The sequence below is a fragment of the Defluviimonas aquaemixtae genome (assembly GCF_900302475.1).
In the GTDB taxonomy this organism is placed as follows: Bacteria; Pseudomonadota; Alphaproteobacteria; order Rhodobacterales; family Rhodobacteraceae; genus Albidovulum; species Albidovulum aquaemixtae.
This window is the reverse complement of sequence record NZ_OMOQ01000004.1, coordinates 40,792-54,064: the sequence shown is the minus strand read 5'-3', so window position 1 is coordinate 54,064 and position 13,273 is coordinate 40,792. Positions and strand designations below refer to the sequence as shown.

The window sequence follows — 13,273 nt, the reverse complement described above, 5'->3', positions numbered from 1 at the left end:
AACCGAAGGGGCGCGCGGACGCCGAACCTGGCGGCCAGGAGGCTTGCTCAGGCGATGATGTCGGGCGTCAGGATGTCCTCGATACGCGCGATCTGATCCTTCAGCATCAGCTTTTGTTTCTTCAGCCGCTTGAGCGTCAACTGGTCGGCACGGCCCGACGCCTCCATCAGATGGATCGCTTCGTCGAGATCGCGGTGTTCGCGGCGCAGCACTTCGAGCTTCACGCGCAGAACCTCGGAATTTTCCATCTCCATATGGGCGTTCATGTGGTCCTTTGGCATGAGTCGGCGGGAAGCGGCGAAGCGAAGATACCAATTTCGACCCCTGCCGGGAAGCGCTTCGGTCGGAATTGCCCTTGCTGACGAATGCGCGACACCCCATATCCCAAGGGTCGGGGCTGCCTGCAAGGGGCTCCGGCAGATGTCGCTTGATCACGAGGGCATGATTGCCATGACGAAACTGACCTTTGCCTCGCATCCCTTCCTTTTGGGATTCGACCAACTCGAGAGGCTCGTGGAGCGAACCGCGAAAAGCGGGAGCGACGGATATCCGCCATTCAACATCGAGCAATCCTCGGAAAACGGCTTCCGCATCACGCTGGCGCTTGCCGGATTCCGGCTCGAAGACATCTCCATCACTGTGGAAGACCGCCAACTCTTGATCCGCGGCCGGCAGGTCGAGGAGGACGAGGGCCGGGTATTTCTGCACCGCGGCATCGCCAGGCGCGCCTTCCAGCGGAACTTCGTGCTCGCCGACGGCGTTGAGGTTGCAGGCGCTGTGATGGAAAACGGGCTGCTGCACGTCGACCTTCACCGGGCTGCGCCCGAGAAGGTGGTGCAAACGATTCAGATAACCAAAGGCTGAGGAGGTTCGGGCATGCATACCAAGTACGATTTCGGACCCGATACCGGAGAGCGCATCGTCTACGTCCGCGCCGTTGATGTCACGGACCTTCCTGACGAGATTCGCGCGCAGGCCGGGGATGCTGAGACGCTTTATGCCGTCCATGACTCGTCGGGCGAGCGGCTGGCACTGGTGAAGGACCGGAGCCTTGCCTTCGTGCTGGCTCGTCAGAACGACATGGCGCCGGTGAGCGTTCACTGACGCCCGGCAACGGCAGTTGTACGGACTCGCGGCGGAATATTCCTCCGATCCGGTGTATGAATCGCGACCCCGTGGGGTTCCGCGTCTGACCGCGTGAGGTATTCGTGTAAGAGATTACCGGTTACAGCGCAGAGATCGCGCTGCATTGACTCTTGCTGGCGCTGATCATCGTGACCTACGTCAGCGAGGACACCATGAAGACGGCGTGGCGCGCGCTCAACCGCGGGCAGGAGATCGCGCATATTGAAGACAGGAATACCACGACCTGCCGGAAGAAGAGAATTTGAAGCACGTGGTGTTCGCCGACAGCCACCTCAGCCATCGCCGCGCCAGCAGCAAATCACCCGTCGCTAGAAGAGCCCTCAGAATGCCCTGAATGTTGCGGGTCGATGCGGGCGCGGGCTGTCCAGTATTGACTGAGCTTGACATCGTGTCTGCCTTTCTTGACGGTAGCTTGGTACGTGAGTACCAAATCACCAAATTGTAAATGGCGACGGGAGATCAGCTGTGACGGCGGGCCAAAAGAAAGTTGAACGCGTTCAGACCGGCGTGCGGATAGAAAAGCGCATCCTGAAGGTACTCAAGGCCATCGCAGCCAGGCACGAGATGACGCTGGGCGACCTGATCGAAGGGATCGTGCTGCACAGTTTCGAGGGCAAATCGCCGTTTGAGCCGGAGACACTGGCGTTCATCGATAAAATGCGCACCGCTTTTGGGCTCGAGCTCACGGCGGCCGACAGCCATAAACTATCCGAGGACTAAGTGATTGTATTTTTGTTGAGATTTCATGATTTTGGTCATCGCGCTGGGCGTGGTGGCTTACTTCAGGATGCCCACTCTCGGCCGCCGCGCTCTGCATTTCTGCAGAGTTGCTGCCCGAATGAGCGGATAGGCTCGCGCCGCAGACTGGACCACTCTTAGGGTGTTCAGTTCAGCCAGATGGAGCGCGACATGCATGCCCCCCAAATATCGGAAGCCCGTTACCCGACCAAGACTCGGGAGATGCACAGCCACCATTTCGACAGCACGATCTGGAACGACCTGTCCATCCGCGACGACGACATCATCATCGCCACCTATGCCAAGTCCGGCACGACATGGATGCAACAGATCGTTTCGCAGCTCATCTTCCAGGGCGAAGAAGGTCTGCCGGTCGCCGAGATGAGCCCCTGGGTCGACCTTCGCGTGCCGCCCAAGGAGGTGAAGCTGCCGCTGATCGAGGCGCAGACCCATCGGCGCTTTCTCAAGACCCATCTGCCGGTCGACGCGCTCGTCTTCTCGAAAAGGGCGAGGTACCTCTATATCGCCCGCGACGGCCGCGACGTGATCTGGTCGATGTACAATCACCACGCCAACGCAAATGACGCTTGGTACGAAGCGTTGAACGACACGCCGGGCCTTGTGGGCCCGCGGATCGAGCCGCCGCCTGCCTCGAAAGAGGACTACTTCAAGACCTGGCTCGACGAAGACGGTGCGCCGTTCTGGTCGTTCTGGGACAATTTGTCGAGTTGGTGGGCGATCCGGCACCTGCCGAATGTCCGCATGGTCCACTTCGCCGATCTGAAGGCGGATATGGAGGGCGAGATCGGCCGCATCGCCGAGTTTCTCGATATCGATGTCTCACCGGAAGTCATGGAGCGCGTCAAGAAGCATTGCTCCTTCGAATACATGAAGGCGAATGCCACGGCCTCGGTACCGCTGGGAGGCGCGTTCTGGGACGGCGGCGCAGAGACCTTCATCCACAAGGGCGTCAATGGGCGCTGGAGAGACGAGCTGAGTGAGGACCTCAGCCGCCGATACGAGGATATGGCGGTCGAACGGCTCGGCCCGGCCTGTGCGACCTGGCTGAAGAACGGCAGCCGCTAGGACCGTGGCCCTAGGGTGCATTGCAGCCGCCCCGGACCACCTTCATTCCGATCTTTCGCTCCCGCTTTGACGAATGCTCCTGTGCTGACATAGTAAAGGCAGAGGAGCACGACATGTTCGAGTGGAGTGATATCCGCATCATGCTCGCCGTAGCCAGTGCCGGCTCGACGCTCGGAGCGGCGAAGTGCCTGCACATGAATCAGACCACCGTCAGCCGGCGTATCCAGGCGCTCGAACATGCCCTCGGCCTTACCCTATTCGAACGCGATACCCGGGGTTACGCACTTACACTCAATGGCAAGGCCCTTTTGGAGCTGGCGGAGGCGATGGGAGGCACGGCCAAGCGGATCGAGACACTTTCGCGTTCCATCGCCCGCGGCACGAAGGGCAGCATCAAGATTTCCGCTGCGCCCGACATGCACCCGTACTGGGTCAACCCCGTGACCACTGCCTACCGCAAGAAGAATCCCGAGGTCTTTTTCGATATCGACGATGCCGTCTTTAACGTCGATCTCGGCGCCGGCGAGGCCGATATTGCGGTGCGCAGCGGGGATGAAATCCAGGACGAAGAGTTGGTCGTGCGCAAGCTCGGGAAGTGCGTGTGGGCTATATTCTGTAGCAAGACCTATGTGCGGAAGTTTGGCATGCCGCGCTCCATCGAAGACCTCGCCAATCGCGAAATGTTCTTCTACTCCCCAGCGATCGTCGACCGCTTGAAAGTCCTTCGGTATCTCGGCGAACGCATCAAGCCGGAACAGGTTGTGCAGACGTTCAGGGCGCCGACTGCCCTCTCCAGAACTCTTGAATTCAGCTATGCCGTGGGGCTGTTGCCCGTCGTCGCCGGGGCCTCCCGCCCAGAACTGGTCCAGTGCTTCACCGACCCCGGGTTCCGCCAGAACGTCTGGCTCGCCACGTCGCGCGACAGCTACCAGCGGCCCCTCGTGCGAGACTTCATGAAATTCTTTGGCGATTTTACGCTGAAGGACGGGGTCACGCTAGTCTGAAACGAGAGGCGGCGGTCGCCGCCGCGGAATTCAGCATCCAAGCCGAACTGATGGTGTCGGTGCCTGGCCGTCATAGGCACCCCAGACCGACTGATCGAACTGGATGACCGAGCCGGTCATCATGCCACTGTCACCCGAGGCCAAGAACGTCACCGCTTTTGCAACCTCGTCAGGTTCCAGCAGCCGTCCGAAAGGCATGGAAGCGGCCTGCCTGTCGATGAATTCCGGATCGCCGGATTCCTTGGCCTGAAGCGCGCGTTCGTTGTCGGAGTTCATCCAGCCGATATCCAGCTGGTTCACCCGAATTCGATTCCGCATCAGCGCAAAACCGGAATTCCGCGTCAGCGTCGCCAGCGCGCCCTTGGAAGCGCAATAGGGTGCAAGGAATGGCTGGCCAGCCCTTTCGGATGTGGATCCGATATTGACGATCGCGCCTTCGGTTGCCTCGCGGATCATTACCCCAACCGTGTCCTGCATCAGGAAGAACGGGGCGCGGACATTGATCGCGAACATTCGGTCGAAGAGCTCTGGGCTGGTGTTCAAAAGGTTGCCACGGTCAGTCAGTCCGGCGGCGTTGACAAGGATGTCGATCCGGCCAAAGGCCTCGTCGGCAGCCGCGATGACGGAACGACAATCGGCGAGCTCCGCGAGATCGGCGGTCACGAAGCGGACAGGGATGTCGTGAGCCCCACAGATATTGGCCGCGACGGCGCGGCCCTTGTCCTCATTGCGGCCGCAGATCACGATCCCCGCCGCGCCTGCCATTGCGAAGCGGCGCGCGATGGCAGCGCCCAGTCCTTGCGTTCCACCCGTCACGACAGCGACTTTCCCGTCCAGACTGTTCATTGGTTTCGGCTCCTGCCAACGAGACTTGGTTCAACCCGGCTTGTAAACCCTGTGAGCTTCGGGTTCGTCCTCGGTATAGGGAAGTGCGCTGACTTCCTCCCAGACAGTTTCCGGGATCGGCTGCTGAGCCCATTCTAGCGTCTGAGTCACGCGCTCGGGTTTTGAGACCCCGGCGATCGTCGACGTGATTCGTGGATCTTTCATCGAAAACTGGAGCGCCAGCGCCCCCGGCACGATGCCGTAACGGGCGCAGATCGCCTCGACACGGCGCACCGGCGCGAGATCTTCGTCACTGGCGACCTGGTAGGTCACGCGCGGCATCTTTGCGCTGCCCTTCGCCAACACACCGCCCGCATAGGGTGCGGCGTTCAGAATCGCTATGCCCCTGTCATGGGCATGGTCGAACATCTCGGCGGCCGAGCGGTTCAGGATCGTGAAGCGATTGTGGCTAATAAGGGCGTCGAAAGGCCGTTCGCGAAGGATCGGGAACATCACGTCGATACGGCCCATGGCAAGGCCCACCGCCCGCGCGACACCTTCTTCCTTCAGCTTGAAGAGTTCGTCCAGCGCTCCGCCCGAGCCGGTGATCTCGCCGAGGTCGCGTGCGTGTTCGGGGTCGTGCAGGTGCAGAAGCGGGACGGTGTCCAATCCAAGCCGCGACAGGCTCTCCTCAATGGACTGGCGCACGCGCGCCGCGTCGAACCTGCCCGTCTCGATATCACGATCGAGCTTTGTCGACAGCACGAAGCCGTCCGGCAGCCCTCCCCGTTCACGGATCACGGCGCCGATGCGCTCTTCGCTCCGCCCGAAGCCGTAGTTGTTGGACGTATCCAGGAAGTTCACCGGCCCGTCGAAGATCGCCCGTACGGTCGCCTGGGCGCGCTCTTCGCCGACTGAGTAACCGTAGGTGTCGGGCATATCTCCAAGACCCGACGTTCCAAAACAAAGCGGCGTGACGGATAGGCCCGATTTCCCAAGAGGTACTTTGTCCATTGTAGTCTCCCTCAGATCGATCCCGCTTCGACCATGTAGTTGTTGGCCGTGCACATCGCGGCATCGTCCGAGGCGAGAAACAGCACCATTCGCGCAAGGTAGACCGGTTCGATCAGATCGGGGAGGCACTGCCTGTCGCAGTGCTTTTCGAGCGCTTCCGGCTTGGCCCAGAGTTTCTTCTGCCGTTCGGTCATGACCCAGCCTGGAACGACCGTGTTGACCCGAATGCGGTGACCGCCGAGGTCGCGGGCCATGGTGCGGGTCAGCCCGTGCACAGCGGCCTTGGCACTTGTGTAGGCGGGAAAGCCGCCGCCGGCTTCCCACCAGGAATTCGATCCCATGTTGATAATCGATCCGCCCCCTGCCTCGATCATGTCGGGCGCAACCGACTGGATGGCGAAGAACATGTGGCGCAGGTTCGTCGCGTAGCGTTCGTCCCAGTATTCCGGTGTGACTTCCCGCCAATCGTGGCGGTCGTCACGTGCGGCGTTGTTCACCAGCACTTGAACCGGGCCGATCCGGCCCCGCAAAGAGGCGATTGCTGCTCGCATCGCATCAATGTCGCGCAGATCGCAGATCTCGAACTGCGCGTCCCCCTGCAGTTCGTCCACCAGCGCCGCGGAGGCGTCTTGGTTGAAATCCAGAAACCCGACGCGGGCGCCTTGGGCGGCGAATGCCTTGACGATCTCGGCGCCGATACCGGACGCCCCTCCGGTGACAAGCACAGACCGGCCCTCGAGGCTTGGGTAGATTGCGAAACTCATAGTGTCCCCTTCATGCTGGGATCCGATAGAATTCCTGCGCGGTCCCCGCGAAGACGCGCGATCGCGCTTCGCCGTCGAGACCCGCCGTGAGCGTCAATGCGCGCTCGTGCCAGCTCTCGTATTCGCAGCGCAGGCGGCACACCGGCCAATCAGAGCCCCACATCACGCGCTCGGCCCCGAACGCGGTCAGGACGTGATCGACATAGGGGCGCAGGAGGTCGATGGACCAATCCTCGCCGGCCTCGGTCACCAACCCCGAGAGCTTGCAGAAGGCGCCGGTGTCCCGGGCGAGACGTGTCATTCCGTCGGACCACTCCCCGAAAGCCCCATCAGAATGGGCCCGAAGCTGCGGCTTCAAGCAATGATCCAGCACCGCACGCATCCGGGGGTACCGCGTTAGCAGCGTCAAGAAATGCTGAAGATGCCGCGGGAATCCGAGGCAGTCGAAAGTCAGATCCAGATCGATGATCGCCTGATAGGCCCATTGCACATCATCGCGCAGCATCCAGAGGTCGTCGTCGATATCTTGAATCATCGGGCGCACACCCTTGAACTTCGGATGCCGCGCGAGACGCTCCAGCGTTCTGATCTGGGAGGGCTTTTCGAAGTCAATCCAGCCGACCACACCGGCGACATGCGCCGTCGCATCCGCGATTCCGAGCATGTACTCGGTCTCTTCGACGGTGGGCGCCGCCTGGACCAGTATGGTCCGCGCCACACCTGCCGCGGACAGACCGGGCGCCAGATCATCCGGACCGTAGGGGCGGGTGAGAACCGGATCATCTACAGGCATCCAGCCGTAGTCGCCCCGCGCCGGATGCCAGAAATGCTGATGTGCGTCGATCATGCCTGGCTCTTGAAGATATCCGCCCAGTCGGGGTGCCAGCGCGACAGCGGTGGCCGATTTTCGGTCATGTCGCCTGCCGCCCAGAGAATTCGCTTGACGTCCATCTGGGGCGTCACCTCGTTGTCTGGGCAGATGATATAGAAATCGCCTTGTTCCAGGCGCTTGATCATCAGTTCGACGACCTGCTCTGGCTGCCAGCCGCCCGGATCGGGTGTATGCGGGCCGGTGATCGTCCAGCCGGGGATCAAAAGATGGGCCGTGACCTTGCAGCCGTCGGTGTTTCGCAGGCGGTGCTGCAATCCCTCCGTGTAGGTTTTCAGCGCCGATTTCGTAGTGTTGTAAATCAGGTTACCGGGCGGGTTCGTAATGCCCTGCTTCGAGCCGGTATTGACGATCATCGCGGGTTGCCCGGCTTCGATCATCCGCGGGAGAAAGGCGCGCTCGGCATAGACGGCGGCCCAGAAGTTGACCTCCATCGTTCGGTGCCATTCATTCAGGTCATCACGCGCGCCTCCGGCAACACGCACGGCGGCATTGTTCATAAGGAAGTCCACGCGTCCGAAGCGATCGTAGACGGCGTCTGCCAGTGCCGCGATGGCGGAGGCATCCGCGACATCGGTTTCGCGCGTCATGACCTTGTGGGTTCCAAGCGAGGCAGCAATGCGCTCGCCCTCCGCGTTCAGTTTGGCGGCGTCAATGTCCACCATTATAACTGACATGCCGCGCGCCGCCAACGCGCCGACCGCGGCGAGGCCGATGCCCGAAGCTGCGCCTGTCACGACCGCGACGGCGCCGCGGCTCAATGCATCCTGTGCCATATTGAACGCCCATAAAGGAGTTTGGCGGCGGCGCCAAATCCTGCGCCGCCGCCTTTGGTCAGATCACTGCATTCGCGTTACTGCACGCAGGAGTCGATGTTCTCGTTGCTGCAGACGTCGAGGCCAGTGTAGATCGGGTCTTCGACCGCTTTGCCTTCGGCGATGTCCTTCAGAATGAACATTGCCTTGTAGCCCATCTCGAACGGACGCTGACCAACGAGGCCGTTGCCGAGGCCATCTTTGGTCTGCTGGAGCTGCATCGGCAGCGTGTCGGCGACTACGATTGTCATCTCTCCGTTCGCCATCTTCTCCTTGTAGGGCTCTGCGGCCTGACGATAAGCGTTGTCGAACCACTGAGTGAAGGCCCCGGTTGACAAGAACGCCGTTAGATCGGGGTTGGCCGCAAGAATGTCGGTCATGCCCTGAACGGCGACGTTGCCGTCATCATTGGTGATGAGCGGGCAGCCCGAGATCTCAGTCCAGCCGCCCTGACCGGTCAGCGGCGTGCCCGGCGGATCACCCAGCTTCTCGCCGGCCAGTTGCTCACGGGCGCCGAGCAGGCGTTCGTTGTGGTTGGCAGCCGCCGCACCGCCAGTCTGCAGGCAGATGGTTCCGCCGTCGGGATGACGGCCCTGCACGAGTTCGGCCAGATGACGACCGATGTCGTAGTTGAATGTTCCGACGTAGGTCGTACGGAGCGCTTTGTCCTCTTCCAATAGGTCCGAGTCCCAGGTCATCACCGGGATACCGGCATCTGCAGCGGCTTTCAGCACCTTCGCCATGGCCGGCGCGTTCGATGGCGCAACCGCGATTCCGTCGACACCCTTGGTGATCAGGTCCTGGACGATCTGGATCTGCTCAAGCTCGGTGTGCTCACCGGGACCGATATATTCGCAGGTCACGTCGGCCAGCTCCTCCTGCGCCTTGTAGCAGCCGTCGCGCGCGAGGTCGAAGAACGGGTTGTTCATCGCCTTCGGCACGAGCGCGAAAGTATACTCGGCCTGCGCCGCGACCGGCACGAGCATTCCGACGAGGGCCGTTGCTGTGAGTATTCTCTTCATTTAGTTCCTCCCATTTGTTTTGAAGAGCCTGATATAGACCTACTTGCCCCCACGATTGCGGAGCTGTTCGAGAAGCACCGCAAGGATGAGGAAGAGGCCGACGAAGAATTGCTGCCAGAGCGCGGGAATCCCGGCCAGAAGAAGCGAATTCCGGATGAGTTCGACGAGTGCGGCGCCGATCGGGGCGCCAAGCGCGTAGACAACGCCGCCCATCAGGTTCGCGCCGCCGATCACCGAGGCCGCGATGACGTTCAGTTCATAGGTCACGCCCATGCCGTTGGTGGCGGAGCCGGTGTAGCCGATGAACATGAAGGCGGCGAGGCCCGTGCACATCGAACAGACCATGTAGACCGAAACGATCATCCGTTCGACCGGGATACCGGCGAGCTTGGCCGCTTGCGCGTTGCCGCCGATGGCGATTACCCAGCGGCCCCAGGTCGAGTAGCGCCAGACCCACCAAAACGCCGCCGCCATGATGATGAGGACCCAGACCACATTCGGGACGCCAATGATACTCTCGCCGCCGATCCACTCGAACAGGTCGGTGTCGGGGCCGAATTCGTATATCATCTTGTTGTCCGACAGGACCATCGCGATCGATCGCGCCATGGCCAGCATGCCAAGTGTGACGACGAAGGGTGCCATGCGCAGGTAGGCGATCAGGATGCCGTTGATCAGCCCGACGATGGCGGCTGTGGCCATGCAGACGAGGAATCCCATTTCGATGCCCCAGCCGGCCTGCATCGTCAGGCCGAGCGTGATCGCGCACAGCCCAAGCAGCGAGCCGACCGAGAGGTCGATTCCGGCAGTACAGATAACCGCAGACATGCCCAAGGCCATGATTCCGAAGAAGGCGAAGTTCCGCGTGATGTTGAACATGTTGCGTTCGGTCATGAACGCGTCCGACACGAACGACATCACGATGCCGATGGCAATCATCGCCATGAAGACCCAGAAGGGCTGCGTGCGGAGCATCGCGCCGATCCCGGAGACTTCCTGACGCGAGGTGATGCTCTCGTCGATTGCCGCGTGGTCCATTCCGTCCAATTCATCCATAGGTCCACGGCCCGGATGGCGACGCAACTCTTGGTCGGTTGTTTGGTCGGTCATGCTGTTTCAATCGCCCCGGTAATGAGGCCCGTGACTTCCTCCGGGCTGGTTTCGTCAATGCGCTTGTCGGCGACTTTGGCCCCGCGTCGGAGAACTGCTACGCGGTCGCAGACTTCGAATACATCGGGCATCCGGTGAGACACGAGAATGACCGCGTGGCCGGTGTCCTTCAACCTTTTTATCAGTGCCAGAACCTCTGCAACCTGCCGGACAGAGATCGCCGCCGTCGGTTCGTCCATCAGGACTAGCTTGGGGTCCGACAATCGCGTGCGTGCGATTGCAACGGCCTGCCGCTGGCCGCCCGACATCTGCTGAACCAAATCGCGTGGACGGGTTTCGGACTTGAGCTCGGTGAATAGCTCGCCCGCGCGCTCGTACATCGCCCCGTAATCGAGATACGAGAACGGACCAAACTTCTTCTTGAGCTCACGTCCAAGAAAGACATTGGCGCCCGCCGTGAGATTGTCGCAGAGCGCGAGATCCTGGTAGACGATCTCGATCCCCGCGTCGCGCGCGTCGATGGGCTTGTGGAATTCGACGGACCGGTCCTCGATACGAATCTCCCCCGAAGTAGGTGGAAAGTTCCCGGCAACGATCTTCATCAGCGTCGATTTCCCGGCGCCGTTGTCGCCCATGAGGCCAACAGCCTCCCCCGCCGCGATACTCAGGTTCACACCCTGCAGGGCGTGGATGGCACCGAAGCTCTTGGTGATCTTTCTCAACTCTAGCATGCTCAAGAGTTTCCCTCCCTCAGATTGCCTGCGGCGTGAAGTCCGACGGCGCGACCGGCATGACGCCATTAAGAAGCGCCACCGATTTCTCCAGACCTTCCAGAGAGTTCAGAAGCACGTCCTCGTGCTCTATGCTGAGCCAGCCATCGTAGCCGGCCATTCTCAAATGATAGCATAGTTGCCGCCACCACTCCTCGCCATGGCCAAAGCCGAGGGTGACGCAGCTCCAACTACGGGCCGGTATATCCATTAGGTCACCGTTTTCCAGAAGGCTGGTCGTGGCCTGAACCGGGGTGTTTAGGAGGGTGTCCTTTGCATGCACGTGATATATTGCCTCCCCGAGTGCCGTGGCTGCGGCCAAGGGGTCGGCGCCCATCCAGAAAAGGTGCGAAGGGTCGAGATTGGCCCCAACGATGGGCCCGACCGCTTCGCGCAGTTTCAATAGGGAGGGCACGTTGTAGACACATTGGTTCCCATGCAGTTCGAGTGCGATCCGCTTTACCCCGGCGGAACTCGCCAGATCGACAATCTCGCGCCAATAGGGAAGCAGCGCCTCATTCCACTGGTAGTCGAGGATGTGTTGCGTCTCGGGCGGCCAGGACGACACGACCCAGTTCGGCATCGTATCGGTCGCACCGCCAGCCGGCAATCCCGACATCCTGCAGACGGTGGATATCCCCGTGTTTCCCGCCACGCAGATCGTGTCATTCAGGCATTCGCCCTGCGCCGGATCGGTCGGGTGCAACGGGTTGCCGTTTGCATTCAGACTCACGATCTCCAACGACCGGTCGCCGAAGGCCATACGGAAGTCGCGCCGCGCATCTGCGCTGATTTTCATTGCCTCGAGGTCGGAATGCGGAGCGGCCGACCAGCCGCCGGTATTGATCTCGACGCCGCTGACGCCAAGCCCGGAAGCGGTGTCTAGGAGCTCATCGAACCCCATGTTGCCAAGGCTGTCTGAGACGAAACCGAGCTTCACGCCGCGGTCCCCGCCGGGTCATAGAGCGCAGACCGCTCGGCGAGGTCGACGCGGGTCTTTTCCCCGGACTCCAGAGATCGCGCGCCTGCTTCGGCGATTGCGGTCGCACAATAGCCATCCCAGGCATTGGCGGCGCCTGCCGCCGGAACGCCAGTGGTGATCGAGGCTATCCAGGCCTTGTTCTGCAGTCTGTAGGCCTCGTGGAACCTAGGACGCCAATCGGCTGCATAAGCGACCGATGACGACAGGGACCTGTCGACGCGTACTGCGGCAAGCCCGCCGAGAGAGACCGCGCCTTCTTTCCCGACAAGCTCTGCGCGCACGTCATAGCCGTAGGCGGCATTGTTGTTCACCTCGACTGTGATGAGTTGGCCCTCGGACGTTTCCATCACAAGCACGACCGGATTGCAGGCTCCCGAGGTGCAGCGCTTCGGTTCAAACGCGGAAATGGACACGATCTCGGCATCAAGCACGTATCGTACAGCGTCGAACTCATGCGGCGCCGAATTCGTGATCGCCATCAAGCCGCTGAAGCCGGCCGGAGCTTCGACGTTGCGATGGAAATTGTGCATCATGATTGCACCGCCGATCTTTCCCGCGCAAAGCGTGTCTTTCATGTCGACGTAAGAAGGATCGAAGCGGCGCATGAAGCCGACTTGAACGAATTGGCGCCCGATAGCGCATTCCGCCTCGATCACAGCGAGGCAATCCTCGGAAGTCAGGGCGAGCGGTTTTTCGCATAGAACAGGCTTGCCGAGCTTAATTGCCTCGAGCGTCAGGCTGGCATGCGTAGCGTCTGGACTTGCAATCAGGACGGCGTCGACATCCTTCCGTCGAATGGCCGCCACGGGATCGGTGCTGACATCCTGCGCTGAATTCTCCTCCGCGACGCGACGCGCCGAAGCCTCTGACACGTCGCAGACGACCTGCAAGTCTGCCCCCGCGAGTTCCTCAGAGACAATCCGGGCGTGGTCCGCACCCATGATGCCTGCGCCGATAACAGCGACTCTGACTGTCATTTGTCACGCTGCCGGATTTTCCGGCCCCTCCCTGATTTCCAAGTACTATGACGCTCAACGATCCAAGCTCAAAGCGGGACGAGCACCCGTTCGTGATGCATAAGCCATCAGATCGTCTATTTGTCTTCTCG

General features: G+C 61.1%; 17 protein-coding genes. 6 read left to right on the top strand and 11 right to left on the bottom strand.

Features of this window, described 5'->3' with window-relative positions; translation table 11 throughout:
* Positions 1–47: 47 nt before the first annotated feature.
* Positions 48–266, bottom strand: a complete 219-nt coding sequence (locus DEA8626_RS18570) for a YdcH family protein (protein WP_108854807.1) — start codon at positions 264–266, stop codon at positions 48–50.
* 184 nt (positions 267–450) lie between these two features.
* Between DEA8626_RS18570 and DEA8626_RS18565 the strand changes: the two genes are divergently transcribed.
* From DEA8626_RS18565 to DEA8626_RS18545, 6 genes are all read left to right on the top strand, one after another.
* Positions 451–864 (top strand): Hsp20 family protein, encoded by a 414-nt coding sequence (locus DEA8626_RS18565; RefSeq protein ID WP_108854806.1) that lies wholly within the window; start codon positions 451–453, stop codon positions 862–864.
* Positions 865–876: 12 nt separating this feature from the next.
* On the top strand, positions 877–1,104 hold the full coding sequence (locus DEA8626_RS18560) for a DUF1150 family protein (RefSeq protein WP_108854741.1): 228 nt from the start codon (positions 877–879) through the stop codon (positions 1,102–1,104).
* A gap of 152 nt (positions 1,105–1,256) precedes the next feature.
* Positions 1,257–1,391, top strand: a complete 135-nt coding sequence (locus DEA8626_RS21650) for a hypothetical protein (protein ID WP_281261507.1) — start codon at positions 1,257–1,259, stop codon at positions 1,389–1,391.
* A gap of 220 nt (positions 1,392–1,611) precedes the next feature.
* Positions 1,612–1,866: a hypothetical protein gene (locus DEA8626_RS18555; protein WP_108854740.1), complete on the top strand. Its 255-nt coding sequence runs from the start codon at positions 1,612–1,614 to the stop codon at positions 1,864–1,866.
* A 189-nt stretch (positions 1,867–2,055) separates the two neighbouring features.
* Positions 2,056–2,970: a sulfotransferase domain-containing protein gene (locus DEA8626_RS18550; RefSeq protein ID WP_181366520.1), complete on the top strand. Its 915-nt coding sequence runs from the start codon at positions 2,056–2,058 to the stop codon at positions 2,968–2,970.
* 113 nt (positions 2,971–3,083) lie between these two features.
* Entirely contained in the window at positions 3,084–3,974 is an 891-nt protein-coding gene (locus DEA8626_RS18545; RefSeq protein ID WP_108854739.1) for a LysR family transcriptional regulator, read from the top strand.
* 30 nt (positions 3,975–4,004) lie between these two features.
* Here DEA8626_RS18545 and DEA8626_RS18540 read toward each other — a convergent pair whose 3' ends face one another.
* From DEA8626_RS18540 to DEA8626_RS18495, 10 genes are all read right to left on the bottom strand, one after another.
* Positions 4,005–4,820, bottom strand: coding sequence for an SDR family oxidoreductase (locus DEA8626_RS18540; RefSeq protein ID WP_108854738.1), 816 nt, complete (start codon positions 4,818–4,820; stop codon positions 4,005–4,007).
* Between the two features lie 30 nt (positions 4,821–4,850).
* On the bottom strand, positions 4,851–5,813 hold the full coding sequence (locus DEA8626_RS18535; RefSeq protein ID WP_108854737.1) for an aldo/keto reductase: 963 nt from the start codon (positions 5,811–5,813) through the stop codon (positions 4,851–4,853).
* An 11-nt stretch (positions 5,814–5,824) separates the two neighbouring features.
* Positions 5,825–6,577: an SDR family NAD(P)-dependent oxidoreductase gene (locus DEA8626_RS18530; protein ID WP_108854736.1), complete on the bottom strand. Its 753-nt coding sequence runs from the start codon at positions 6,575–6,577 to the stop codon at positions 5,825–5,827.
* Positions 6,578–6,587: 10 nt separating this feature from the next.
* Positions 6,588–7,424: an amidohydrolase family protein gene (locus DEA8626_RS18525; RefSeq protein WP_108854735.1), complete on the bottom strand. Its 837-nt coding sequence runs from the start codon at positions 7,422–7,424 to the stop codon at positions 6,588–6,590.
* The gene (locus tag DEA8626_RS18520) at positions 7,421–8,242 is read right to left on the bottom strand and encodes an SDR family NAD(P)-dependent oxidoreductase (protein ID WP_108854734.1); all 822 of its coding nucleotides are present in this window, start codon (positions 8,240–8,242) and stop codon (positions 7,421–7,423) included. Before DEA8626_RS18520 ends, DEA8626_RS18525 begins: the two co-directional genes overlap by 4 nt.
* 77 nt (positions 8,243–8,319) lie before the next feature.
* Positions 8,320–9,303 (bottom strand): sugar-binding protein, encoded by a 984-nt coding sequence (locus DEA8626_RS18515; RefSeq protein WP_108854733.1) that lies wholly within the window; start codon positions 9,301–9,303, stop codon positions 8,320–8,322.
* Positions 9,304–9,342: 39 nt separating this feature from the next.
* Complete coding sequence (locus DEA8626_RS18510) at positions 9,343–10,413, bottom strand: ABC transporter permease (RefSeq protein WP_245890921.1); 1,071 nt, start codon at positions 10,411–10,413, stop codon at positions 9,343–9,345.
* A complete protein-coding gene (locus DEA8626_RS18505; protein ID WP_245890929.1) occupies positions 10,410–11,144 on the bottom strand; it encodes an ATP-binding cassette domain-containing protein in 735 nt (244 codons plus the stop codon). Before DEA8626_RS18505 ends, DEA8626_RS18510 begins: the two co-directional genes overlap by 4 nt.
* Positions 11,145–11,163: 19 nt before the next feature.
* Positions 11,164–12,123, bottom strand: coding sequence for a sugar phosphate isomerase/epimerase family protein (locus DEA8626_RS18500; protein WP_108854730.1), 960 nt, complete (start codon positions 12,121–12,123; stop codon positions 11,164–11,166).
* Positions 12,120–13,142, bottom strand: a complete 1,023-nt coding sequence (locus DEA8626_RS18495) for a Gfo/Idh/MocA family oxidoreductase (protein WP_108854729.1) — start codon at positions 13,140–13,142, stop codon at positions 12,120–12,122. Before DEA8626_RS18495 ends, DEA8626_RS18500 begins: the two co-directional genes overlap by 4 nt.
* Positions 13,143–13,273: the final 131 nt, after the last annotated feature.